20 protein-coding genes are annotated in these 24,980 nt (G+C 45.5%); 10 read left to right on the forward strand and 10 right to left on the reverse strand.

The genetic code is table 11. The annotated features are described in order from the left end of the window. Positions 1-42: 42 nt before the first annotated feature. The 6 genes from ACEN8J_RS20890 to ACEN8J_RS20915 all read right to left on the reverse strand — a co-directional run bounded on the left by ACEN8J_RS20890 (position 43) and on the right by ACEN8J_RS20915 (position 7,210). Entirely contained in the window at positions 43-888 is an 846-nt protein-coding gene (locus ACEN8J_RS20890; protein WP_165149271.1) for an ABC transporter permease, read from the reverse strand. Positions 889-892: 4 nt separating this feature from the next. Further along, positions 893-1,843: an ABC transporter permease gene (locus ACEN8J_RS20895; RefSeq protein WP_165149273.1), complete on the reverse strand. Its 951-nt coding sequence runs from the start codon at positions 1,841-1,843 to the stop codon at positions 893-895. A 73-nt stretch (positions 1,844-1,916) separates the two neighbouring features. Then, entirely contained in the window at positions 1,917-3,536 is a 1,620-nt protein-coding gene (locus ACEN8J_RS20900) for an ABC transporter substrate-binding protein (protein ID WP_318628166.1), read from the reverse strand. A gap of 157 nt (positions 3,537-3,693) precedes the next feature. Next, a complete protein-coding gene (locus ACEN8J_RS20905) occupies positions 3,694-4,056 on the reverse strand; it encodes a DUF1304 domain-containing protein (protein ID WP_013308326.1) in 363 nt (120 codons plus the stop codon). A gap of 130 nt (positions 4,057-4,186) precedes the next feature. Then, positions 4,187-5,698: a methyl-accepting chemotaxis protein gene (locus ACEN8J_RS20910; RefSeq protein WP_318628165.1), complete on the reverse strand. Its 1,512-nt coding sequence runs from the start codon at positions 5,696-5,698 to the stop codon at positions 4,187-4,189. A 258-nt stretch (positions 5,699-5,956) separates the two neighbouring features. After that, entirely contained in the window at positions 5,957-7,210 is a 1,254-nt protein-coding gene (locus ACEN8J_RS20915; RefSeq protein ID WP_069010145.1) for a cation:dicarboxylate symporter family transporter, read from the reverse strand. A gap of 212 nt (positions 7,211-7,422) precedes the next feature. Here ACEN8J_RS20915 and ACEN8J_RS20920 point away from each other — a divergent pair, with 212 nt between their 5' ends. Both ACEN8J_RS20920 and ACEN8J_RS20925 read left to right on the forward strand, forming a co-directional pair. After that, on the forward strand, positions 7,423-8,727 hold the full coding sequence (locus ACEN8J_RS20920; RefSeq protein ID WP_029516894.1) for a sensor histidine kinase: 1,305 nt from the start codon (positions 7,423-7,425) through the stop codon (positions 8,725-8,727). Positions 8,728-8,732: 5 nt separating this feature from the next. After that, positions 8,733-9,662: a response regulator gene (locus ACEN8J_RS20925; protein ID WP_013308322.1), complete on the forward strand. Its 930-nt coding sequence runs from the start codon at positions 8,733-8,735 to the stop codon at positions 9,660-9,662. 81 nt (positions 9,663-9,743) lie between these two features. On the opposite strand, the gene ACEN8J_RS20930 is transcribed toward ACEN8J_RS20925, so the two are convergent. Then, positions 9,744-10,247: a MarR family transcriptional regulator gene (locus tag ACEN8J_RS20930; protein WP_495593917.1), complete on the reverse strand. Its 504-nt coding sequence runs from the start codon at positions 10,245-10,247 to the stop codon at positions 9,744-9,746. A 103-nt stretch (positions 10,248-10,350) separates the two neighbouring features. Next, positions 10,351-11,850 (reverse strand): monooxygenase, encoded by a 1,500-nt coding sequence (locus ACEN8J_RS20935; RefSeq protein WP_165149282.1) that lies wholly within the window; start codon positions 11,848-11,850, stop codon positions 10,351-10,353. Positions 11,851-12,157: 307 nt separating this feature from the next. Between ACEN8J_RS20935 and ACEN8J_RS20940 the strand changes: the two genes are divergently transcribed. Together ACEN8J_RS20940 and ACEN8J_RS20945 are read left to right on the forward strand one after the other, a co-directional pair. Beyond that, positions 12,158-12,655 (forward strand): DinB family protein, encoded by a 498-nt coding sequence (locus tag ACEN8J_RS20940; protein ID WP_165149284.1) that lies wholly within the window; start codon positions 12,158-12,160, stop codon positions 12,653-12,655. Between the two features lie 205 nt (positions 12,656-12,860). Then, complete coding sequence (locus ACEN8J_RS20945) at positions 12,861-14,060, forward strand: MFS transporter (RefSeq protein ID WP_495593918.1); 1,200 nt, start codon at positions 12,861-12,863, stop codon at positions 14,058-14,060. A gap of 20 nt (positions 14,061-14,080) precedes the next feature. Here the strand turns inward: ACEN8J_RS20945 and ACEN8J_RS20950 are convergent, their stop codons facing one another. Both ACEN8J_RS20950 and ACEN8J_RS20955 read right to left on the reverse strand, forming a co-directional pair. Continuing rightward, positions 14,081-14,902, reverse strand: coding sequence for an endonuclease/exonuclease/phosphatase family protein (locus ACEN8J_RS20950; RefSeq protein WP_495593919.1), 822 nt, complete (start codon positions 14,900-14,902; stop codon positions 14,081-14,083). A 5-nt stretch (positions 14,903-14,907) separates the two neighbouring features. Further along, positions 14,908-16,572 (reverse strand): PTS transporter subunit IIBC, encoded by a 1,665-nt coding sequence (locus ACEN8J_RS20955; RefSeq protein WP_029516898.1) that lies wholly within the window; start codon positions 16,570-16,572, stop codon positions 14,908-14,910. Positions 16,573-16,814: 242 nt separating this feature from the next. Here ACEN8J_RS20955 and ACEN8J_RS20960 point away from each other — a divergent pair, with 242 nt between their 5' ends. The 6 genes from ACEN8J_RS20960 to ACEN8J_RS20985 all read left to right on the forward strand — a co-directional run bounded on the left by ACEN8J_RS20960 (position 16,815) and on the right by ACEN8J_RS20985 (position 24,945). Further along, the gene (locus ACEN8J_RS20960; RefSeq protein ID WP_029516899.1) at positions 16,815-17,822 is read left to right on the forward strand and encodes a LacI family DNA-binding transcriptional regulator; all 1,008 of its coding nucleotides are present in this window, start codon (positions 16,815-16,817) and stop codon (positions 17,820-17,822) included. Between the two features lie 154 nt (positions 17,823-17,976). Beyond that, the gene (locus tag ACEN8J_RS20965; RefSeq protein WP_029516900.1) at positions 17,977-20,259 is read left to right on the forward strand and encodes a glycoside hydrolase family 65 protein; all 2,283 of its coding nucleotides are present in this window, start codon (positions 17,977-17,979) and stop codon (positions 20,257-20,259) included. A gap of 25 nt (positions 20,260-20,284) precedes the next feature. Continuing rightward, positions 20,285-20,950 carry a beta-phosphoglucomutase gene (gene pgmB / locus ACEN8J_RS20970; protein ID WP_483594985.1) on the forward strand — a complete coding sequence of 222 codons (666 nt, stop codon included), beginning with the start codon at positions 20,285-20,287 and terminating at the stop codon, positions 20,948-20,950. Between the two features lie 236 nt (positions 20,951-21,186). Further along, a complete protein-coding gene (locus ACEN8J_RS20975) occupies positions 21,187-22,665 on the forward strand; it encodes a spore germination protein (protein WP_029516902.1) in 1,479 nt (492 codons plus the stop codon). A 4-nt stretch (positions 22,666-22,669) separates the two neighbouring features. Continuing rightward, positions 22,670-23,827: a Ger(x)C family spore germination protein gene (locus ACEN8J_RS20980; RefSeq protein WP_340884051.1), complete on the forward strand. Its 1,158-nt coding sequence runs from the start codon at positions 22,670-22,672 to the stop codon at positions 23,825-23,827. After that, a complete protein-coding gene (locus tag ACEN8J_RS20985) occupies positions 23,827-24,945 on the forward strand; it encodes a GerAB/ArcD/ProY family transporter (protein ID WP_069010152.1) in 1,119 nt (372 codons plus the stop codon). The genes ACEN8J_RS20980 and ACEN8J_RS20985 overlap by 1 nt, the downstream gene beginning before the upstream one ends. The last annotated feature ends 35 nt before the right edge of the window (positions 24,946-24,980 follow it).

Here is a 24,980-nt window from a genome sequence, read left to right on the forward strand (position 1 = left end):
CATTTGTAATGGGCCTGTACTATGAATCTATGAAACTATGAATCATCGTTTTACTAATTTGGGTTCAAAGCCTACACGCAGCACATCACCCAAAACATTAAAGCTTAACACGGTCAGTAAAATAAGCAGACCCGGGAATAATGCCATATATGGGGCCTGTGCAATATATCCTTGGGCATTATTCAGCATACTCCCCCACGTAGCGTTCGGCAGCTGAACACCAAAGCCGAGAAAGCTCAGTGACGATTCCATCATAATCGCTGAAGCGATATTGTTCGTCGCCCCTACGATAATTACTGGAATTAGATTCGGTACAATATGCTTCACAATAATACCAAACGTACTTTGTCCCGAAGCTTTGGCGTATAGTACATACTCCCGTTCGCGCAACGTCATCGTTTCTGCACGGACCACCCGGGCAATGTTCATCCACATGAGCAGGGCGATAATGACAATGATATTGCCGACGCCCGGCTTCAAAAATACACTCAGTAGCAAAATAACCAAGAAAGACGGAATCGACATGATCAGCTCCAAAACCCGCATAAGCAGATTATCGATCCAGCCTCCAAAATATCCACTCACAATCCCTACCACTGCACCAATACTGGTCGCAATAATCATGGACGCGAAGCCTACCAGCAATGATACACGTCCGCCGTACAGTGCTCTTGTAAAATAGTCCCGCCCATAATCATCCGTCCCAAACCAGTGTGCCGCTCCCGGTGGCTGGAGACGCTCCAGCACGTTCAGCTTATTCGGGTCCTGTGGCGATAAAAATGCGAAAATCGCCCCCAGCGAGAATACGATCAATAGTATGAGTGCGACGGCGCCCATTTTGCTCGTCATCAGCTCGATCCCGATGTTGCGCCATTTGCTCCGATTCATGAATTCACCTCGTTGATTTAATTCTCGGGTCCGCAATGCTGTACAAGATATCCGCAAGCAGATTACCCAGGATCAGCAGCAGAGCAGAAAATAAAGTAATCCCCATGATGACGGGATAATCCATCCCTTTCACCGCCGTCATGCCCAGCGAGCCAATGCCCGGCCAGGAAAATACCGTCTCCGTCACAATGGCTCCAGCCACTAGGTCCGCAACCGACATTCCGAGTAGCGTAATGATGGGCAGCAGCACATGCTTGAGCACATGTCGAAACAAAACCAGTCCTCTTCCAGACCCGAACGCGTATTGAATCTGCACGTACTCTTCCTTGAGCTGCGTAATTGTGCTGGAACGAATGTACCTCACATACACAGACAGAAAACCGAAGGCCAGTACAAAACATGGTAAGATTCCATGCTTGATCACATCCAGCACCGAGTCCGTACCGATGGTACGCATCCCTGTACTCGGAAGCCAATGCAGATAAATCGCAAACAAATAAATAAGTAAAATACCGAGCCAAAACAGCGGAACCGAAATGCCGATGTACGACATCAGATTAATCAGCTTGTCGATCCAGCGATTCCGATTAGCCGCAGCCGTCAAACCGAGTGGAATGGCAATCAGCACAGCCAGTATGATGGATGCGCCCATTAACCCGGCTGTTGCCGGGAGACGATCGAGAATCTGATCCAGCACGGGCTGGTGATTAATTAGCGAGTAGCCGAGATCACCCGTTAGGCTCTTTTTAAGCCATAATATGTACTGCACATAAGCGGGCTGGTCCAGCCCCAAGCTATGCCTCATGCGTTCAATGTCTTCCAGATGCATATTCGGTGTAACAAAAGAGAGAACCGGATCACCTGGAGCCAGCTTGATCAAGCCGAAGCAGACGATGGACACAAAAAATAGCATCGGTATAACTTGCAGCAACCTTCTGGCGATGAGTTGTCTCATACGTTTCCCTTCCCCTTGCTGTTTTCGAAAAAAATAAGCTGGTTAGCCCAGCTTATTTTTTGAAAACCCTGTCTTATTTGTGATAAATTTTGGACAAATCCTCGAAAATCACAACCGGCTTTAACACAGCCTGATCAATACCGCCATACTGCTTGTCGAAGGCTACAATAGTCTTGGTGTAAGCAATCGGGTAGATGACTGCATCATTAGCCAGCAGCTCTTGTACCTTTTTATAAATTTCGCCACGTTTAGTCGTATCCGACTCACCCGCGCCCTCTTCCAGCAGCTTATCCACTTCTTTATTTGAATAATGCGAATAGTTGGAGGATGATCCGGTGCTATACAAAATACGATACGCGTCCGGGTCATAACCCATGATATAGCCGCTGATCGCCAAGTCGAAGTCCTTGGCATTGGTGTCCACAAATTTTTGCGACCAAGCTGAGGAATCCATGCTGTTCACGTCCAGCTGAACGCCTATGTCCTTGAACTTCTGCTGGATATAGAGCGCTTGTGCTTCCTGTACCTTGTTGCCGCCCGGAATGATAATGCGCAGCTTCAGTCCTTCAGCGCCAACCGATTTCAGCAACTCTTTTGCCTTGTTCACATCATTATTAAAAAATGCAACGTCGTTCGTGTGATACAGTACGTCCTGTGTCAGAGCAGATTTCGCAGTGTCTGCGTAATCCTTGGAGCCATAGGAAACTTGAATCAACTCATCCTGATTCAGCGCGTAAGAGAGCGCCTGACGCACTTCTTTTTTGTTCAACTGCTTCGTATCACTGTTTTCATTAAACATCAGATAAGCCAAGCGACCTTCGCTGTAAGGGAAAATGTCAAACTTATCTGTTGCTTTAATGGTCTCCACATTTTGCGGATCTAGATAGTTTACATTGATCTCACCATTTTGAAGAGCCAAATTCGCAGCATTCGAATCTTTAACAATCCGATATGTTACTGAATCCAAATGCGGCTTGCCACCAACATAGTTATCGAACCGTTCAAGTGTAACGTACTCACCGGTTTTGTACTCTTTAAATTTGAAAGGACCTGATCCAATCGGTGAGTTGTTTTTCGTGCTTTTCTCAATATCCGCTTCATTCTCGAAAATGTGCTTCGGAATCGGGGATACCTGTACCAATGCTGCCTCAAAAGCAGGAGCTGGCTGAGGAAGCTTGAAATCCACTGTTGTATCATCAACCTTGCTTACCTGAACCGGTTTGCCATTAACCATAAAATTACTTCTCAAAAAGCTGTGCTGCTTCTCATCCAAAATTTTGTTAATGGTGAAAACAACATCGTCAGCTGTCAGCTTCTCTCCATCATGCCAAGTCAGATTTTTTTTCAGTTTTAGTGTATACGTCAGCTTGTCTGCTGAAGGAGTCAGACTGTCTGCCAAATAAAATGTCTTTTTGCCATTGTTCACTTGAAATAATGGTGCGAATATCGCCTGGTCTATCGTCAGACTTACCCGATCACCCGCATAGTTCGGATTCAGCACCACCGGATCAGCTTGTACGCCAATGATCAGGCTGCCACCATCTTTAGGCTGTCCGTTATCAGCTGTTGTGGTAGCTGCACCAGTCGTATTTCCATTCGTCTCAGACGTAGATCCAGAATTACCGCCGGAGCATGCACTTACAACCAACATCAATACAATGAATACCAATACACCAGTCAAATTACGACGCATCGCTCTAGCCCCCGTGTTCTCCTAATATGTAATAAATTTATTATAAATCGGAATAGTCGGATTTACAATCGGTCAAAAACTGTTTATTCCCCTTGTCATTAGCATTCCAGACATTATGTGATCGAATCTAGAAAAAAGACACCCGGTAAGGGTGTCTTCAGAGTATCCACAAACTGATCAGTGCCAGGATGGCAGGCAGGCCTTGCTTTAATAAAATAGACTTATTGGCAGTTAATGCACCATACACCGCAGCCACTACCACACAAATGACAAAGAATAATTGGATTTGCCGCCCGATCACAGGTTCCGGATAGAACAAGCCCCACACCAATCCGGCTGCCAAGAAGCCGTTGTACAGCCCCTGATTTGCAGCCAAGGATTTGCTTGCTTCCGCCAGCTCCTTCGAGGTGCCGAACGTACGCATCGCCCGCGGAGTCGTCCACAGAAACATTTCCAATATTAGAATGTACACATGCTCCAGAGCTACAATTCCGACCAATATTGAACTAAGTAAGCTCAAGTATATTCCTCTTTTCCACATAAAGTTACTATGAGGTGACTTTTAGATCTATCCTCGAAAAGTATAGTTCATCTTCCAAAAACAGTAAAGAGACCGAACCTAAGGCCCGGCCTCATTTCTACATGAAGCCTTACATTGTTCTCGCAAAATCCAACAAAGCTTTGGACATGCTGTTGATCTCGTCCGTAGATGCATTCACTTGCTGCGTTAGCGCTGCTTGTGTTTGTGTCAGCGTAGACATATTACCGATATTGTGCAAAATCCGCTCAATGAGTGTCTTCATTTCGTCCAGACTGGTCTCGATATTTCCGGTCGCATCAGCACTGTGAATGGCAAGTTTTCTCACTTCATCTGCGACTACCGCAAACCCCCGCCCCTGCTCGCCCGCACGTGATGCCTCAATGGCAGCATTCAGACCCAACAGATTCGTTTGATTCGCAATCTCTTTAATGAAGTTGGAGATGTTTTGGGTCTCTTCTGCACTGACTTTGGCTTGATTCGCTGCCTCTGTCGATTGCTCCTGAGCCGTAGCCAGCTCCTGCGCTTGGTTACTAACCGAATTAACACCATTCACCATTTCCGTAATGGAATCGGAGAGATGCTGGATCTTGAGCGTGAGTTCATCCGCAATAGCCTGCTTTTCCTTTTCTATTGTAATGTCACGAATGGTACCCGCAATCCGAATAGGCACTCCCTTGCTATCGCGCAATGTTTTTCCACTGCAATAATACCAGCGATGCTCACCATTCTTACGCACCAAACGACATTCCATTTCATAAGGTGTGCGCCCTGTATAATCATTTAAATGATCATTCAAAACTTTAATCGCCATTTCGGCGTCCTCAGGATACAGAATTGAAGCCCAACTGCTAAGCTTGCTTGGGAAATCTTGCTCATCCTTAAAGCCCAGCGTAGCCCGGAATTGCGGTGACCACCAAAATATACTATCCGGATTCTCAATGTCTCCTCCAATAATGTTTACATCGTAAGGAGCCTCCACCAAAACACGATTAATGAGATCGTATCTTGTAACCAATGCCTGAAGCTCCTCAGACTTAATCTTCTGATCGTGCACATCCAACAGAGCGCCTGCAATCCGAAGCGGCACTCCCTGCTGGTCACGGATCGTCGTTCCGGTAGCCCGGAACCAACGATATTCTCCATGCTTCAGCCTCAAGCGATACTGTACGTCATAAGGGGTCTTTCCCGTAAAGTCCAGTAAATGATCAGACAATTCTGCCAAAGACCTGTCATAATCTTCGGGATGCAGCCGAGATGACCAGCTATCTAATACATTAGGGAAGTCCTTTTCGCTCTGATACCCCAGCATAGAACGGAATTCTTCTGACCATGTGAACGTATTACTTGGATTGACAGGATCACCCGCAATGACCTCCATGTCCCATAAGCCAATCTCTATAGCCTTGGTAACAAGCTTCAAACGGATATCAACATGTTGAGCATCATTTTTCATGGACTCTATCGCTTGGTTAACATTGTTTGCGATTTCTTGAACCTCAGGAGAAGCTGAGGAAACCTGTATTGCAGCAGAGTAATCTTTTTGCTGTATTCTTTGTGAAAGTTTGCGGCTTTCTTCTACTAAAGGAGCAAGTGATTGAGACTCATTTTTCTTGAGAAACATATATGATCTTCCCTTCTAAGCCAATATATAAAACGGTATAATTTAATATCGGAATTTTATTAAGAATCATTATAATTAAATCTTTAATTACATAGGCATTAAGACTTATTTTTCATGTCCATATACCTATAATTCCATACAGAAAACATCGAAAAATGTCGAAAAAGGAAGAATTCTAACAAGTCTGGAAACAGAAAGGGCACCTTTGCATTACTGCGCAAAAGTGCTCTTTCTGTCAACTATTCAGTTCGTTATATCTTATTTAATTGAAGCAACGTATTCCTCGCCCTTTTCTTTATCATATTGGCCTTCCCATTTGGACATGACCACAGCGGCAAGCGAGTTACCTAATACATTAACTACCGTACGCGCCATATCCAGAATGCGATCAATACCAGCGATAAAAGCCAAACCCTCCAGCGGGAGGTTCACTGCTCCAAGCGTAGCGAGCAAAACGACAAAGGAAGCACCCGGCACACCTGCAATACCTTTGGAAGAAATAATTAATACTAGTACCAGCGTGATCTGTGTCGTGATTGGCAGATCAATACCATACATTTGGGCAATGAAAATCGCAGCCAGTGCCTGATACAGGGTGGAACCGTCCAGATTAAAAGAATACCCAATCGGAATGACAAAGGACGTAATTCCTTTAGGACATCCGAACTTCTCCATCTTCTCCATGATCTTAGGCAAAACACTTTCCGAACTGGCCGTCGAATATGCAAGCAACAGCTCACTTTTCAAAATTTTAATCATGGTCCAGAGACGGGTACCGCACAGCTTGGCGATAATTCCGAAAACAATCACAATGAACAGCGCCATGGAGCCGTACACCGACAAAACAAGCTTCAATAACGGCCATAATGAAGCCAACCCAAACTTGGCCACTGTCGTTCCAATCAGTGCAAATACTCCGAACGGAGCCAGGCGCATGACCTGATTGGTTACCCAGAACATGGCGTCGGCTACGCCTTCAAAGAAATTCAGCACAGGCTTGCCCTTGTCACCAATCGCCGCTACCCCTAGTCCAAACAGTACGGAGAAGAATATAATAGCGAGCATATCTCCCTCGCCCAGAGCTTGAATAACATTGGTAGGAACAATATGCACAATCGTATCTATAAAGCTATGGCCTGACTTCTCTGCAGTCTCCACATAGGAATGGATATCACTCTTCGCCAGGTGGGACATGTCCACACCGTCACCAGGTCGAACCAGGTTGGCAACAAGCAGTCCGAACAGGATGGCGACTGTCGTTACAATCTCAAAGTACAGAATGGACTTTCCGCCAAGTTTACCTAGTTTTTTCATATCGCCCACGCCGGCAACGCCGATAATGAGCGTTGAGATCACAATAGGCACGACAATCATCTTGATCAAGCGGATGAAAATATCGCCGATTGGCTTTAAGTAGACTTCCACCCCTGAATTGCCGTAAAATAAGGCACCAATAATAATACCTAAAGCCAGACCGATAAAGATTTGCATCGTCAAATTAATCTTTTTCACTTCGTGTCCCCCCCTGGCTGATTTGTATATTTTTGCAGTATGCTGTTCTTAATATTCAAATGATGTTATTTATACTACAATCTGATCTATAAAAACCGACAATTATCTACAGCTGCATTTATTTTTTTCTATAAATTCACAAACTTTAACGACGAGCCTGTGAATTTAGCTCACATTGCCTTTCTGACTGAATACCCAGGAGGTGAATATGAATGAAGTTGAACACGCTCCTTTTCCTGCTCATGCTTGTATTTGTACCGCTCGCAGGTGAGCTGAATATTCACCCGTTCGCTAATACATTCCGTCTCAGCTTTGGTACGCCTGTATTTTTTTTCTTTCTGTTATCTATTCGTCATATTCCGCCTGCATTATCGGGAGTGCTTGCAGGGATAGCGGTAGTCGCCTTTCGCATCTTACTCAATCATTACACTCAGTCCAGTCTTCTCTTCGAAGAGTTGCTGATCTTGCATGGCCCTACCTTTTTTTATTACATGGTCTACGGTCTGCTCTTCCAGCTCCTTAACATTAATGCTGAGCCTTACCGCGCACTCCGTGTGGGTATCCTCTCTGTAGGGATTGAGGTTGCCGCAAGTGTGTCGGAACTTAGCGTCCGGTGGAGTATTGACGGCGATTTCTGGGACATCATTAAGATCAGTAAAGTAGCTTTTATGGCTATGATCCGCAGCTTCTTCGTGCTTGGGTTTTATAATATGATTCGGTTAAATCAATCGGTCCAGCATGAAGAGGCACAAAGACAGCAGACGGAGCGAATTTTACTTCTTGTATCAGACTTGTATGAGGAGTCGGTCCAGTTAGGCAAAACGCTGTCACATGCAGAACAAATCACTCGTGAAAGCTACGAGCTGTACCGTGAACTGCAACAGGATGAATCTCTGAAGGATAGAGAACATTACGCCAGACAGGCACTTCGTATTTCCGGACAGGTTCACGAGATTAAAAAAGACAGCCAGCGGATTTTTGCTGGTTTGTCCAAGCTGATTGATGCCGAAAGCGGAGTGCATTACATGGCTTCTCAAGAGCTTGGGGAGCTCATCATCCGAACGAACAGCAAGTACGCCCAATCACTGGACAAGTCTATTCGTTTTACCCTAGATGTCGATCCTTTGTTGCCCAAGCTACATGTTTATACCGTTCTGACACTTATTAATAACCTGACAGCCAATGCGGTTGAAGCCATGAGGGACGACGGAAGGATTGACGTTTCTATTCGCTGTCTTCCGGGAAAAGAGGATATAGCTTCCTTTAGTGTTACCGACAACGGTCCGGGTATTCCTCAGCGGAAACGGGAAATGGTCTTCACACCAGGGTATACGACCAAGTATGATGAGGAAGGACAACCGTCGACCGGTATGGGATTGTTTTATGTACGTGAGGTCGCGGAGAGCCTTGAAGGAACGATTGAACTACAACAGATTGAGGAAGAGAATACAGATAGATTACAGACCACTTTTAGAATTACATTGCCTTTACGGAAACTGACGGAGAAAGGAAGATAGCCCGGATGCGTTTTTATATTGTGGATGACGATCAAGGGATTCGTTCTATGCTGGCAGACATTATTGAAGACGAAGGTCTAGGGGAAGTCATCGGGGAAGCGGAGGATGGTTCCTATGTGAATAGCGGCCTGCTGGAGCTGAACCGGATTGATGTATTGCTAATTGACTTGCTGATGCCGCTTCGTGACGGCATTCAGACCGTGCGTGCACTCGGCGATCAATTCAGCGGCAAAATCATTATGATTTCTCGCATCGAATCCAAAAACATGATCGGCGAGGCGTACTCGCTCGGTATTGAATATTATGTGGCCAAGCCTTTGAATCGACTGGAGATTATTGCAGTTATTCATAAGGTGGCTGAGCGTCTGCGCATGCAGCAGTCGATTACGGATATCCAGCGGACGCTTCAAGGGTTGTCGATGTTCACATCGAATAACCCAACGGCAACGATTGAACCGACCCGAAACATCGTAACTTCCGGGCAGTTTCTGCTCTCCGAGATGGGAATGATCGGCGAAGCTGGGAGTATGGATTTGTTGGACATGCTGGAATTTCTGGACCAGTATGAGGAGGAAACAGGCAATCTGTCTCCCTATCTGTTCCCGCCGTTGAAGGATATATTTGCTAATGTAGCATCCAAACGGTTAGGGGCTTCAGCCTCAGCAGTAGAGCTGAGTAAGGAAATTAAAGCATCGGAGCAGCGTGTCCGCCGCGCTATTTTCCAGACGCTAAGCCATATAGTATCGCTCGGGTTGACTGACTATACCCATCCTAAATTTGAAAATTATGCATCCAAATTTTTTGACTTTACAGAAATCCGCAAAAAAATGCTGGAGCTACAAAACAATGTGGAGCCTTCACTGTCCCAAGCCCGCATTAATACGAAAAAGTTCGTACAGGTGCTCTATATGGAAGCAAAACGACTATTGCATTAAGAGAAAACGCACCTGCATCTCCTCATGTATCTATTACTCGGAGATAAAACAGGTGCCCATCGTTGATGATTAGATATCCCTTTAATCCAGACTCTTTCCCTGCCACTCCATAGCTTCCAAGAGATCTACACCATCGGACAGCAGACGTTTCAAGACATTCAGTTCTTCCGAGCTGTAACGATTTAAAAATTGAAATAACTGCTGCTGTACCTCAGCATGCAGCCGCTCATGTACAAGAAAGAGTTTTTTTCCCAACGGGGTTAACCGAAAATAAATTTCTTTTTTGTTGTCGTTAAGCTGGGTTCTGCGAATCCAGCCTTCCTTGAGCAGCTTGGTGCTGACTTTCGAAACTGTACCCTTGCTCAGCTCAATTCGATCCGCTAATGTCGTAACATTAATCGGCTCATGCTGCCCGATACAATCCATAACGTGTACATCCGTCATATTGAGCGAAGTCATTCCATCAAAGTGCTCGCGGATTTCTTCGAGAAAGGTCATGCTCTCTCTTTGCTGATGCTGCTCCCACTGATGATTCATCTTAATAAGCAAATCATAGACATGCTGAACCGATGTCGCCTTTTCCATACGAACAAGTAGTCACTCCTTTGGCATACTCCTCCTTTCATTATAGCCCACATTTGTTTCACAAGAAACAATATGGTCATGTTATGAACATACCCTTTCCCCTTTATACCAATGTGGCAATGCCTTCCTTAATCACACTCAATATATCCGTTTGTTTCATAGAAATGGCCCAAGCGATATACCCATCCGGACGGATGAGAACCGTATGCACATCTCTCCATCCCACGGGCACTTCCTCGGCTACGGCCTCCACATATGAAATATGTGAAAGTGAGCTATGGTGAAACTCATTCGATACCTCATTATCCTGTGCAAGATGGAGAAGTACAAAGCGGCCTTCATGAAGAAGATCGTAAGCATACGTTGTCATTCCGTCAGGCAAATGCAATTCAAAATCAGCAAACCGTTTCCCGTTCAGTGGATGCTGCGGTATATTGCTAGCCGCTGGATAGCATACATCCAGTGCACTAATCTGCTCTGCCATAGATTGATTAATTTCCGGATGGCGGAACCATTCCTCATGCAATTGGCGGTGTGCCAATACAGCAGGCGTAAAGTCCAATAAGCGGGTCTGAACCTCGGTATTCCGTAAGAACTGCGTATTAACCGGATAACGTTCGTCATGATAGCTACTCAGCAGCGTGTCTGGAGCCCAGCCACGAATCACTCCGGCCAGCTTCCATCCCAGATTTGCCGCCTCTTGCAAGCCAACATTCATTCCCTGTCCACCTGCCGGGAAGTGGATATGCGCAGCATCACCTGCTAGCAGGATTCTCCCTTTACGATAGGTCTGCGCCTGCCGCGTTGCATTCCCGAATCGAGATAACCAGCGAGGATTGGATACGCCAAGATCTGTACCGAGCAGATCATACAGTCCTGTCTGCACTTCTTCCAGCGTCACAGGTTCGTCCTTCGGAATCTCCATCATTCGCGGTGTAGTCAAAATAACCCGATAAATATCTGGATACACGGGGGCAATCATCACCCCACCTCGTTCACTATATTCGGAATGTACGCCACTTTCAGGCGGATTGGCTAACTCTACATCCGCCAATACAGCGGTCAGAGTCGTATCCGTGCCCGGAAAAGCAATCCCGGCTTGTTTACGCACGATACTCCCAGCCCCATCCGCTCCTACGACATAAGCAGCATTCATTACCGATACATTGGCTTGTGGTCCAGATGCGCATACACTCACCACCTCTACGCCCTGCTCGTGCTCTCGCACAGATACCACTTCCATGCCACGATGGACGACAACTCCCAGCTTGAGCGCATGCTCCTCGATCACTTGCTCTGTAATCACCTGTGGAATAAACAACGTATAATTAGAAGAACTATCAAGCACAGAAAAATCCAAGCGGGTATTCAGCATTGAAAAGTGACCCGTACGTATAGGTCTGCCGCACTTCATAAACCGCTCCTTCAATCCGCGCATATCAAACATCTCAAGCGTCCGTGGATGTAGCGTAAGCGCACGCGACTGACCACTAGGCTCCTCTAAACGTTCAATTACACATACGCTTACGCTTGCTAATGCCAACTCAGCAGCTAACCACATTCCAACAGGTCCGCCGCCTACTACAATCACTTCGTAATCCATGTTCACACCCCTATCTAAAATCTTTATTTCCACCACCTAATTGTTTCACACGAAACAATATATACATACAGAAAGCTCCCCTTAACATTTCCGCATGTACGAAACAACATATACATCCGTCGTTTATTGTTTCTATCGAAACAATATTATTGTAATTTAATCGAGAACAATTATCAACCACTTTATTAAAAACATTTCTACCCTTTACATTAAATCATGCATCCATTTACATTTTATAAAATATAATTGTATAATCGTTAAATGAGACTAAGCTAGAACAAACTCTCCATAGAAGGGATGATCATACATGTCGGATGCCAATCAATTATTCGGTCAAGCACTGGTTAAATCACTGGTCGGGGAACGTGGACATATTCGAGTAGCTCGGGCTTTACCAGACATTGACGTTGAGCTGGCAGGGAAGAAACATGCAGAAATGCCCTACAGCATTTATCAACTACTGAAGCATATGATTTACTGGCAGCAATTTATGCTGGAGCATTTGGAAGGACGGAAGCCCCAGCTTCCGGGCAATGTCATGGAAAGCTGGCCCGAAGAGACTGGACCGCAAAGCGAAGAGGCATGGCAGGCTGTCATTAACGAATTTTTACAGGGCGTAGATCAAGCTGTGCAGATTGCCGAAACCGCGCAACTGGATGATTCACTAGCTCATTTCCCAGGTGAAACGAAAGCAGGACTGCTGCGGAATATCGCTTCCCACAATTCATATCATTTGGGTGAAATCGTACTGCTACGCCGGATCTATGGAGCTTGGCCACCACCAGGAGGCGGCTTTCCAGCTTAAAGGCAACACCACCGCTCTAATCAAGATTCCTTCCATCCGCCGCTTCATACCTCCATCATTGCATTGGGATTTAGGCACCGCGAGGAACTCGCTCGCGTACCTTATATGGGAACCCGCTAACTCGACTTGAAGCCGTTTATCCGTAATCAAGTGCAATCCGAATAACGGTTCCCATGATGCAAGATCAAAGAGAGGTTTCGAGGTTATGGTGAGACACTTATACTTAAATCGTAATATCGCCTGTATGATCGTGATCAGCCTTATTGCTAACATGAGTGGAAGTATGATCCTTCCACTCTTTGCTATTTATGTAGAGCAATTCGGGATATCCGTACTCGGCATGAGCATTTTATTTTCTCTGTTTTATGTGGGGAGATTTCTTGGTGGAGGCTTGGCAGGACGAATTTATGAAAAGATTGGCGCAAAATGCTTGGGGTTGAGCTTGCTTATTGCTGAAATCGCTTGTATGCTCCTGTTTCCAATTGCAACAAGTTTCATCATTCTATCCATACTGAGACTCCTTCAGGGCTTGGTAGCTATAGGGCTAACCGTCTTTGTAAGAGTCACGATCAACCATATGAGCACCCTAGAGAATCGAGGTACGCTCAATGGATATATCAGCAGCAGTGAAGGCGCCGGTATGATTTTGGGGCCTCTTATGAGTGGAGCTATTGTTTCTTATTTTTCTTTATCCATTCCGTTTTATTTCGTTGCTATTTTCTCATGTATATCCTTCGTTGCCGTTTCAAGAATGACTTTCCTCCGTTCTCCCTTAAAGCCACAAGAACAGCATTCGCCCCATCTAGAACCCAAAGGAAAAACCATGTTAACGAAACAGTTACTTGTCTATTCTACCGTTCATTTTCTTGAAATGAGTGCATTCGCTATATTTTTAACGTACTTCTCCATATATGCAACCTACAAGCTCCATTGGAGCCCCGCAGAAATTAGCTTAGCTTTTACAATTATCGGCATATCGACCTTCATCTCAGCGCCCTTTATTGGCAAAATATCTGATCTATTTAAGGATCGCTTGATGCTTTGTATCCTCGGTCTATTGTTGATCATGGTGGAAATCATCTTATTTCTTTGGTTCACAGAACCGTGGATCGTATACTTAGGGATGTTCATCGGAGGTATAGGAGGAGCCAGCTATCTGGATTCCTTTTACTCACAACTAGGGGACGTTATTCCTGAGGAGAATAGAAGCTCATTTATTGGCAATGTCGTATCTTTGTCCGAATTGGGGGCCATTGTGTCTCCGATCATCGCAGGGGCACTCATGGAACGATTTAGCATCAACACTCCCTTTTACTACAATTTGATTTTGGTGTTGATTGCTATGGTTATCCAATATGTTATTCGTTTCAATTCAAAATCTATAAGAAAAAGGCCAATTGCATAAGCAAATGGCCTCCTTTTTCATCACAGCTCCAACTCAACTGCAACCCCAAAATGATCCGATACAACTGGTCCTGTTTTTCCGTTCAGTACAACGGTTGAGGATTGTACCTGTGCAGCCTTGTTGGAGAAGATAAAGTCAATGCGGAGCGGCTCCGCATTACTTTCCCAGCCAGCAATAGCTTTAATCACCGTGTGGCCATCATCACGTACTGCTGCAATCGGATAGGTGTCCGACCAGCCGGATTGCAGTACATAGTCATACCCTTCTCCGCGCACTTCAGCCGCGTTGTTGAAATCACCCATCATAAACACAAGCGTCGAAGCAAAAGAATTTAGCACTTTGGTTGTACGATCCCATAGTCCACGGAAGGATTCTTCATCATTCCACCAGTTAAAATGTCCACTTACAAACCAAGCCTGCACTCCGTCCACCTCAGTTTGAATACCGACAATTTTACGTGAGCGGTAGTTGTCATAATCCTGTAGCGAGGAAACATATTCGTTCACCGTAGCTGTAATCGGTGTTTTCGACAGAATCGCCAACCCCTCGTCGTATTTGGCAAAACCAACATGCGCGGGAGCCCACGTCCAATGATAGCTATCAGACAATAGCCCGTTCAGCACATAAGCATAGTTATCACGCTTAATGACAACTTCAGGATCTGCGCTATGGTAAGTGCCCAAATCGTCCGCTGACAAAGGAGCCTCTTCCATAGACTGGTTCACTTCCTGTAAAGCAATGACATCAAACTGCTGTTCATCAATAAAAGCAGCCAGTTGCTTTAGCTTATCGTGCTGGTTTTCTTCCATCCAAGCATGTGCATTTAAGGTTAACAACTTCAAAGTAATCACCTGTTGAGTATGTCTTGTATATCTGATTTAAGCACATCAGCCTTCGGTCCGTAAACCGCCTGCACCCCATTATCTACTTTTATCAAGCCCAAGGCACCCAGCGCTTTCCACGTCTTTTCATCCCCAACGGCATCTGTATCCTTCACCGTCACACGCAGACGGGTCATGCAAGCGTCCACCTCGACAATGTTCTGCTCACCCCCAAGTGTCTTGATGATATCCGTAGCCAGTTGATTTTGAGTGGAAGTAGCTGCCACACCCTCTGTCTTCGTACTCCCTGCCTCGGAAGTCCCTTGAGGCTCCTCATCCGTATAGTTCCCCAGTCTTCCCGGCGTAGCCATTTGGAATTTACCGATCATAAAATAAGCGATAAAGTAGGTTGCTACCGCAAACACCACGCAAGTCAGCACGAAGTTAATAATATCCTGCACCAACCCCGCATTTATAGACAACGGCATTCGGGTCAGCAGTTCAATCATACCAAATGAATGTAAACGCAAATGTATGATGTCGGCCATTCCGAACGCAATACCGGTAAGAATAGCATAAACCACATACAGCACAGGCGCCACGAACATAAACATGAATTCCAGTGGCTCCGTTACCCCTGTTAAAAAGACAGCTGCGGCTGCCGAAAAGATCATCGACTTGTACTTGCCGCGTTTGTCTTTGTCTACACGGCGATACATAGCCACCGCTAGTCCCATAAGGATACCTGCCCCACCAATCATTTGTCCTACCTTGAAGCGGGCAGGCGTCACGCCTTCCAACAAGCTATTGTAGGCTGTCGGATCGGTACCACGAAGCGCACTCAGGTCACTTGCCCAAGCCAGCCACAGCGGGTCTTGCCCGGCAACGACACTTCCTGCCCCGGAACCTGTAAGCGTTGTGTAAACGCCTCCAAGTTGAGTATAGTTAATAGGGACGGTCAGCATATGATGAAGTCCAAAAGGAATCAGCAGTCTTTCCAGTGTACCATAGACAAATGGTGCTACAAAAGGAGCCGATTCTCCCGAAGTCGCCAACCAAATGCCGAACTGATTAATCCCCCCCTGGACAAATGGCCAGATGGCAGACATGATCAAACTTACGATGACAGACCATAAAATCACGACAAAAGGAACAAAACGTTTACCGTTAAAAAAGGCTAAAGCGTCCGGCAGCTTGCGGTAATTATAGTACTTGTTAAATACCACCGCCCCGACGAATCCGGAGATGATACCGACAAACACGCCCATGTTGAGTGCAGGTGCTCCTAAGACAGAGGTGAAATAACCACTGACCGGAATCGATGCACCGAAGAGTGTATGGGTGGTTGCTCCCTCCTGGGTTAACATCTTCGATGATACGCCCAAAATCGTCCCTGTTGAAATATTGATGAGAACAAAGGCAATTAAAGCCGCAAAAGCCCCGCCCGCCCGTTCCTTAGCCCAGGAACCACCTATCGCTACCGCAAATAGGATGTGTAAGTTATTGATAATACCCCAACCCAAATTCTCCATGACCCCGCCGACGGTCAACCAGAAATGAATATCGCCAGCCAACATCGCCACTACTTTACCAAGCGAAATCATAATCCCGGCCGCCGGCATAACAGCAACAACCACAAGCAGTGCCTTCCCAAGCTTTTGCCAAAAATCAAATGATAGAAGTTTTTTCATGCTCGTTCAGTCTCCATCCCTTATAGTATGTATAGCATGGGTAGTACTCAAAAAATATTATGCAATCGGTTGCACAATTATTATAATGATATCGCTTTCTATTAGCAATACCCTAATTGTAAATATCTTGGTTAATAATGATAGAAACACTCGAAAAAACCGCGAATTTGTTGATTTTCGAGCAATATCGTATGATAGAACATAATATTTCCTGCTTGAGATAGCAAAAGGAGACGAAGACGATGGCAGTAACCATCAAAGATGTCGCAAAACGTGCTAATGTTGCTACCTCCACCGTATCCCGCGTCATTCAAGACAGCCCCAAAATCAGCGAAGCTACCAAGTTACGTGTCCGTAAAGAAATGAAGGCGCTTGGCTATGAACCCAACTATTCAGCTCAGAGTCTGGCTAACCGAGTCACACAGTCGATAGGCATTATTATGCCTGAATCGGATGTGGCGATCTTTCAAAATCCTTTCTTTCCGGAAAGTCTTCGCGGGATCAGCGAATGGGTGAACGAGCACAACTATACACTGTCGATTGTCACAGGCAAAACGAATGATGAATTGCTATCCCGCGTAAAGCTGATGACCCGGACCGGACGCGTTGACGGCTACATTGTCCTGTACTCCAAGCAAAAGGATAGCATCGTGGAGTATCTTCACAAAGAAAAAATTCCCTATACCGTAATCGGCAAACCTCAACAGTTTGTCAGCGAAACCACCCATGTAGACAACGACAACTACCAGGCTGCCAAGGATGTGGTCACTTATTTGACTGGGCTGAATCATCAGCGCATTGCTTATGTTGGCGGTGATCAGGAACACATCGTGAATCTTGAAAGACTCCGAGGCTACCAAGATGCGCTACGAGAGGTTGGCTTGCCTCTACCGAAAGAATACGTGGTCAGAGAACCCTTTAATCTGGAGGACATGCGCGCGTTATTGCAGGCTACCCCGCCGCCTACTGCGATGATCGTTAGCGACGACCTTGTAGCCATGGCCGTACAGAAAATGCTTGCCCAGTTAGGCGTGTCCATGCCAGAGCAGTTATCCATGGTGAGCTTCAATAATCTAATGCTGGCTGAGCTGATGAATCCTCCTCTTACATCCGTGGATATTGATATCTTTACTCTGGGTTATCAGGCTGCCAAAAGCCTGATTGAAAAAATTGAGGATCCCAAGGAACTGACCAAACACATCATTGTGCCCCACCGAATCGTGGAGCGCAAATCCAGCCAGGTACTATGAATCTCTAAGAAATGGACAAGAACTGATTTTGTGGATATCCATAAAATCAGTTTTTTTGCGTTGACAGGGCAAACGGTTGCACTATATACTGAACTCGCTCATATATTGGTCTCGTTAAAACAACGATCTCATTTTCCGAGAGGGGTACGCACTCATGGTTTACAACCGATTATTTGACGTAGATAGTTGGAAGCTGACAACACACGCTCTACATAGCACACACATGCGATTACAGGAAAGCTTAACGTCCATAGGCAACGGTTATATGGGCATGCGCGGCAATTTCGAAGAAACGTATTCAGGGGATCATCATCAGGGAACTTATATCTCCGGTGTATGGTTCCCCGACAAAACAAAGGTCGGCTGGTGGAAAAACGGCTATCCTGAGTATTTTGGTAAGGTCATCAATGCCATGAACTTCATCGGCATCAATCTGATCGTAAACCAAGAGGAAGTAGACTTATTTACGGCACACATCAGCGATTTCGTGCAGGAGTTGGACATGAAACAGGGGATCCTGCGACGCACCTGCACCGTGAACGATCAGGTTCGTATCACTACGGAGCGTTTTCTGAGCATCACCACTCGTGAGCTATGCCTGATTGATTACCAAGCAACGAATATAAGTGAGCAACCTCTAACTATAGAGCTTGTCCCCTATTTGGACGGCAATACGAAGAATGAAGACACGAACTATGATGAGGTTTTTTGGCTGGAGGAGGCCCGAGAGGTTCAGGAACAATTCATTAGCCTGTCCACAACAACTATAGATAATCCCTTCGGTATTCCGCGCTTTACCGTAAACGCTACCATGGGTATTGTGACCGAGGGACAGGATCAGCAGACGACGGAAGAGGGCTTTCTGTATGCTGCTCGCCACTATCAATACAGCGTCGCTCCGGGCGACAGTATCCAGCTGCAAAAATTTGTGGCTGTTACAACTTCACGGGATATGGAAAAGGACGCACTGATTCCACAAGCTGAACGCATCGCCGTAGAAGCTGTGAACAAAGGCTACACTTCTCTTAAACAGGAGCATGTCGCAGCTTGGGCCCGACGTTGGGACAAAGCAGATGTAGAAATAGAGGGCGATACGGAGGCCCAACAGGGAATACGCTTTAACATTTTCCAGCTGTTCTCTACGTACTACGGTGAAGATGCCCGTCTGAACATTGGTCCCAAGGGTTTTACAGGTGAAAAATATGGCGGTGCCACCTATTGGGACACAGAAGCATATGCCGTACCTATGTACCTGGCGCTCGCAGACCCGGATGTAACCCGAAATCTGCTGTTGTATCGCTATCAACAACTTGAAGGTGCCAAGCATAACGCGACCCAGCAAGGACTTCGGGGTGCACTGTACCCTATGGTCACTTTTACGGGTGTGGAATGCCATAACGAATGGGAAATTACCTTCGAGGAAATTCATCGTAACGGTGCCATTGCCTATGCCATTTACAATTACACCAACTATACGGGTGACTTGACCTATCTGCATGACTACGGCGTAGATGTACTGGTCGAAATTAGCCGTTTCTGGGCCGATCGGGTCCATTTTTCCAAAAGTCAGCAGCAGTATATGATTCACGGGGTTACCGGGCCAAACGAATACGAAAATAACGTCAATAACAACTGGTATACCAACACGCTGGCTGCATGGGTTTTGAAATATACATTATCGGTCTTGCCTCAAATTTCGACTGAGAAAGCGCAGCGCCTGGCAGTTACGGCTGATGAGCTTGCACATTGGCAGGATATCGTCACTCACATGTATTATCCCTATGATGAGGAGCGGGAAGTCTTCGTACAACACGATACCTTTATGGATAAGGATTTGCAGCCTGTATCCGCCCTTGATCCCAGCAACCTTCCACTAAACCAGAAATGGTCATGGGATAAAATCCTGCGTTCATGCTTCATTAAGCAGGCAGATGTGCTGCAAGGACTGTATTTCTTTGGAGACCAGTTCACACTGGAGGAAAAAGCGCGCAATTTTGCATTTTACGAGCCCATGACTGTTCATGAATCCAGTCTGTCTCCTTCTATACACGCCGTGCTGGCCGCCGAACTCAAAATGGAGGAAAAAGCAGTCGAGATGTATAAGCGGACGGCCCGTCTGGATCTGGATAACTATAATAACGATACCGAAGACGGCCTTCATATCACTTCCATGACGGGAAGCTGGCTGGCGATTGTACAGGGATTTGCCGGGATGAGAACCTATAATGAAACATTAAGCTTCTCCCCCTTCTTGCCTCAAGACTGGACCAAATATACGTTTAAAATCAACTATCGCGGTCGCTTGCTAAGTATTCTCGTACAGGAAAATGAAGTGATCATTACCCTGTTGGATGGAGAACCGCTGACGCTGGAGCTGTATGGACAGCCAACGCACATTACCAGTGGGCGGCCGTTAATGACGAACAGCGTTTCATAAATCGGGTAGACAGGGGGGAAAGCAAATGAAGGCAGTCATTTTTGATCTGGACGGAGTCATCACAGATACCGCCGAATATCATTTTCAGGCATGGGGCAGCTTGGCGGCAGCGTTAAACATCCCTTTTGATCGGGAATTTAATGAACAGTTAAAAGGAATCAGCCGTACGGAATCGCTCGACAAAATACTGGCGCGCGGTAACCTGTCCGATACGTTTTCAGAAGAAGGCAAGCAAGAACTGGCCACACGGAAAAATACGGAGTATCAGCGGCTCATCTCAGCTGTAACTCCCTCGGACATTCTTCCAGGCATTAAAGCGCTTCTGACAGAACTTCGTGAAGCCCGAATCGGCATCGCTCTGGCCTCTGCAAGTAAAAATGCAGCGTTTATCCTGGAGCGACTGGAGCTAGCGTACTATTTTGACAGTGTGGTGGATGTTACCGCCATTCGGCATGGCAAGCCTGACCCGGAAATTTTCCTCACTGGAGCTGCAAATCTGGGCGTTCAGCCTGCCGATTGTATCGGTATAGAGGACGCACAGGCTGGCATACAGGCGATCAAGGGCGCCGGGATGTTTGCGGTCGGTGTAGGAACACCTTCACAAATGCAAGGGGCAGATATCGTGGTAGCCACGACTGCCGAGCTTTCTCTGAGCATGTTGGAGGCACATTTTTACGAGTTCAAAAAGTGACTCCACTCGGAGGAATTTATATGGCGTTATCTCTAGGATAGAGTACCCTCGCCTCATAAGTATGACCAAAAACGGACACCACTGGTGTTCGTTTTTGTTTACATATACCCAAAAAACTCCCTCTGTCTCTCGCGTCTTCAGCTCCTCTATCGTTGAACACATTAGATTACCATTCCATGAATATTTATTACCATTTTACACATATTACATGCATAACTTTTGAAGGAGGAGGAGTCATGGCAAGATCACTCGAGGCGAAATTGGACCATCTACAAAAGACCCTGGGTCATCTTCCTGATGTCGTCTTCAAGAAAATGAATGTGGGTCAAACGGGAATTCATGTAATTATGATCTATCTCTCTGGTATTGCGGATACGAGCATCATTAACGAACAAATCGTCAAGCCGCTCATTTTAACTGGAATTCGTGAAAGTCACTCCCAAGTTAATCCCGAGAAAATAAAGGAGGAGCTGATACAGCAGACAGCATTTACGATCGATATGGAAGAAGAGACAGACCTTGAGACGTGTGTACACGAAGTGTTATCGGGAAATACCTGTCTGCTGATCGAAGGAACCGATGAAGTCTTTTTTGCGTCTACGGGCCAGTTTCCGTCGCGAAGTGTCGATGAACCAAGCACTGAAACTTTGGTTAGAGGACCGAGAGAAGGTTTTATTGAAGATTTGCAAAGCAACCTGGCAATGGTAAGGCGGCATATCAAAGATCTAAGTTTCAAAATAGATAAAATGACCATAGGAAGGAGATCCTCACGGAAGTTAGCGATCCTGTACATATCAGATATCGCAAATCCCGAGCTAGTTCAGGAAGTTAAACGGAGAGTCGAAACGATTGATGTGGACGATGCTTCCGATACCGGGATTATTGAGCAATGGATTGAGGAACATTCATGGTCTCCGTTCCCACAGATCCAAGCCTCTGAACGCTCGGATAAAGCTATAAATGCTTTAATGTCCGGAAGAGTTGTCATTATGCTTGATGGCACTCCTTTTGTCCTGATTGCTCCCATGACCTTCTGGATGCTGGCTCAATCCCCAGAGGATTATTACGAGCGTTTTCCTTTAGGAACATTTTTCCGCATGCTTCGTTTAACGGCTCTGTTCATTGCAACATTCCTGCCTTCGCTGTACGTTGCACTTATTTCTTTTCATCCTGGATTAATCCCACCTGAGCTAGTGATGTCTATCGTTGCCTCAAGGGAAGGGATTCCTTTTCCCGTTTTTGTGGAAGCTCTAATTATGGAGTTAGCATTGGAAATACTGCGCGAGGCAAGTCTACGGCTACCTAAAGGCATAGGACAAGTCATCGGGATTGTAGGCGGTCTTGTGATTGGACAAGCCGCTGTCGAGGCGGCGATCGTAAGTGCTTTTCTGATTATTGTCGTTGGTCTTACTGCCATTGCGTCCTTTGCAAGCCCGCAGTACAGCGGCAGTATTGGAATCCGGCTTCTTCGTTTCCCCATTATGATGATCGCAGGGATTTATGGGCTGTATGGAGTAATTTTAGCCTTTATTTGTTTAGGCGTACACATGGTCCAGATCAAAAGCTTTGGAGTTCCTTACATGTCACCCCTAGCCCCAATTCGGCTAAGAGATCAACAAGATACTTTGGTTCGGGTTCCTTTTAAATATCTCAAAAAACGCCCTATGATGCTAAAGACACAGGACGAAATACAATCTAACAGAAAAAGGAAGTAAACCTATGCTCTCTTACATCTTTCTGTTTCGTCGAACCCTATGGGCGCAAAAATGCTTTGCTGCATGGATCGCATGTGCTGCTCTCCTCACCGGTTGTTGGGATAGCAGAGAGATCGATAACTTGAGTATTATTCAAGGCGTCGCCATTGATACGGATCAGCAGGATATGCTGGAACTTACCTACCAGCACTTAATAGCGCAGAAATCCAGAAAAAATATGTATAGCAACGTAACAACCTTTAACAAAGATTCAATCCAGTCTGCTTCCAGGGAACAGGCCAAGCAGGTATCCCGTGCTCCTTTATATAGTTTTATTCGCTTAATTTTGATTAGTGACCAAGCTATACAAAAAACAAGAATCGACCAATTGTTAGATACGTTTACTCGCTCCTATAAACCGAGTCGAAAATCACTTGTTATGATCGTAAAAGGCAATGCGAAAGAAGCGCTCAATAAGATTGGCAAACATAAAGAGATACCTTCCATTGACCTTGAAGCATTGGCCAAAAATAGTGATTTCAACTCAAAAATACCTTATAGAATAACATTAGGGGAAATGTCTACACATATCTCACAAGGAGCTGACTTCCTCATTCAATGCCTAGAAAGCAATGACGGCAATCACTTCTCAGGAGCAGCTCTGGTCAGCGGCAAAACGAAGAAATTTGCTTATTGGCTGGACGAAGAGGATGTTATCGGGATCAACTGGATGCTGGGAAAAACGAAGGGTTCCATTATTAAAGTTGAGGACCCAAAGACGAAACAACACATGGTCTTTGAAGTTGAGGATGCCCATAGTAAACTTATTCCCCACCTTAATGGACAGGATCTCTCATTCACAGTTCGTATCAAAACAGATATCAAGCTAAACGAAAACTCGGTTACTTCTGTGGACTTCCTGAAGGAATCATTCATCCGAACCGCCAAAGAAGCAGCGCAAGATGAAATCAAACAGACCATATCCCAATCGCTAAACACACTTCAGAAAGAAATGAGAGCAGATGTAGTCGGTTTTGGCACAAAAGTAAAAGTGAACTATCCCGCTTACTGGGATCGGGTAAAGGAAAATTGGCAAAATACATTCAGTCAAATACCAATCGATGTTCAGGCTGAAGTACAGATTAAACGAACAGGTGCTTATACAAAAGGAGAGGAAGAGTAATGTCCAACATACCTTCCATGAAACAGGAAAAAATCTCTACCCTTCAAGCCTTACTTACAGTCACTTCGACCGTGTACGCTGTGGGAATTGTCAGTTTGCCAAGAACCATCGCGGAAAAGACACAAACGCCCGACGTGTGGCAGGGACTTTTGCTGGCAAGTCTGCTTGGGGTAGGCATCGTTTTTATCCATTTTAAACTGTGCCGGAGATTTCCAGGGAAGACGTTCTATGAGCTCAATCCTGTGATCGCGGGTAAATTCATCGGCCTGCTCATCAATATTGCATTTATTGTACATTGCACGATGATATGCTCTTTTGTATGTAGAATGATGGCGGAATTCCTCAAAGGTCTTGCACTGGAGAGAACCCCAATAAGTATGATTCTCTTACCGTTTCTTCTGCTTATTGGGTATTTGACCTGGGGCGGTCTCCATGCAATGGTTCGATTGATCGAACTTTTTTTCCCTTTAACCCTTATTGTTTTTTTATTGTTGGTCGTTCTTAATGTCAACCATTTCAATCTTGATAATTTGCGCCCTGTTTTCCATAAAGGATGGCGACCGATCTTTGAATCACTTAAAGTTATACCTTTCTCTACATTGGGTTTTGAATCCATCCTTATATTAACTAATGTGATGACCCACCCCCAAAAAGCATGGAAGGCTGGGTCAATCGGCTACTCGATTGCAATGGGTTTGTATATTTTAATGGTAACGATGGTCGTCGGCTGTATGTCAGTTGAGGAAGTTTCCCGACTGCAATGGCCAGTCGTTTCTTTTGCACAGCAAATTGAATTCCCCGGCGCGTTCCTGGAACGATTTGAAATATTATTTATCATTTTGTGGACGATCAAAATTTTCATGACCGCCTCAAACTATTATTTCTATATTGTAACGGGGATCAGCCAGCTCACCCAAAAGTGGAACGGGTATATCTGTTATCTCCCGTTAATTATATTATTTTGCCTGAGCATGTATCCCCAAAATTTTGTTGAGATAGGCAACTTCGATAAAATAATAGGTTATTTTGGAATTGCTGTATGCGCAGTAGTACCCTTGGTGCTTCTTGTTATCTCTATGGTCTTCCATCGAACAGAGAATCCGGGTGGGAAACAATAGAGAATGCCTCCCCATTCTTGCTGATGAGACTCAAG

Source organism: Paenibacillus sp. Paensp38, assembly GCF_059491915.1.

Excerpts from the sequence above, each read along its gene's own strand:
- pgmB (WP_483594985.1), top strand. The coding sequence starts at position 20,285 with ATGAAGGCAGTCATTTTTGATCTGGACGGAGTCATCACAGATACCGCC.
- ACEN8J_RS20910 (WP_318628165.1), bottom strand. The coding sequence starts at position 5,698 with ATGTTTCTCAAGAAAAATGAGTCTCAATCACTTGCTCCTTTAGTAGAA.
- ACEN8J_RS20955 (WP_029516898.1), bottom strand. The coding sequence starts at position 16,572 with ATGAAAAAACTTCTATCATTTGATTTTTGGCAAAAGCTTGGGAAGGCA.
- ACEN8J_RS20960 (WP_029516899.1), top strand. The coding sequence starts at position 16,815 with ATGGCAGTAACCATCAAAGATGTCGCAAAACGTGCTAATGTTGCTACC.
- ACEN8J_RS20980 (WP_340884051.1), top strand. The coding sequence starts at position 22,670 with ATGCTCTCTTACATCTTTCTGTTTCGTCGAACCCTATGGGCGCAAAAA.
- ACEN8J_RS20975 (WP_029516902.1), top strand. The coding sequence starts at position 21,187 with ATGGCAAGATCACTCGAGGCGAAATTGGACCATCTACAAAAGACCCTG.
- ACEN8J_RS20900 (WP_318628166.1), bottom strand. The coding sequence starts at position 3,536 with ATGCGTCGTAATTTGACTGGTGTATTGGTATTCATTGTATTGATGTTG.
- ACEN8J_RS20945 (WP_495593918.1), top strand. The coding sequence starts at position 12,861 with ATGGTGAGACACTTATACTTAAATCGTAATATCGCCTGTATGATCGTG.
- ACEN8J_RS20965 (WP_029516900.1), top strand. The coding sequence starts at position 17,977 with ATGGTTTACAACCGATTATTTGACGTAGATAGTTGGAAGCTGACAACA.
- ACEN8J_RS20895 (WP_165149273.1), bottom strand. The coding sequence starts at position 1,843 with ATGAGACAACTCATCGCCAGAAGGTTGCTGCAAGTTATACCGATGCTA.
- ACEN8J_RS20935 (WP_165149282.1), bottom strand. The coding sequence starts at position 11,850 with ATGGATTACGAAGTGATTGTAGTAGGCGGCGGACCTGTTGGAATGTGG.
- ACEN8J_RS20940 (WP_165149284.1), top strand. The coding sequence starts at position 12,158 with ATGTCGGATGCCAATCAATTATTCGGTCAAGCACTGGTTAAATCACTG.
- ACEN8J_RS20920 (WP_029516894.1), top strand. The coding sequence starts at position 7,423 with ATGAAGTTGAACACGCTCCTTTTCCTGCTCATGCTTGTATTTGTACCG.
- ACEN8J_RS20985 (WP_069010152.1), top strand. The coding sequence starts at position 23,827 with ATGTCCAACATACCTTCCATGAAACAGGAAAAAATCTCTACCCTTCAA.
- ACEN8J_RS20890 (WP_165149271.1), bottom strand. The coding sequence starts at position 888 with ATGAATCGGAGCAAATGGCGCAACATCGGGATCGAGCTGATGACGAGC.
- ACEN8J_RS20930 (WP_495593917.1), bottom strand. The coding sequence starts at position 10,247 with ATGGAAAAGGCGACATCGGTTCAGCATGTCTATGATTTGCTTATTAAG.
- ACEN8J_RS20925 (WP_013308322.1), top strand. The coding sequence starts at position 8,733 with ATGCGTTTTTATATTGTGGATGACGATCAAGGGATTCGTTCTATGCTG.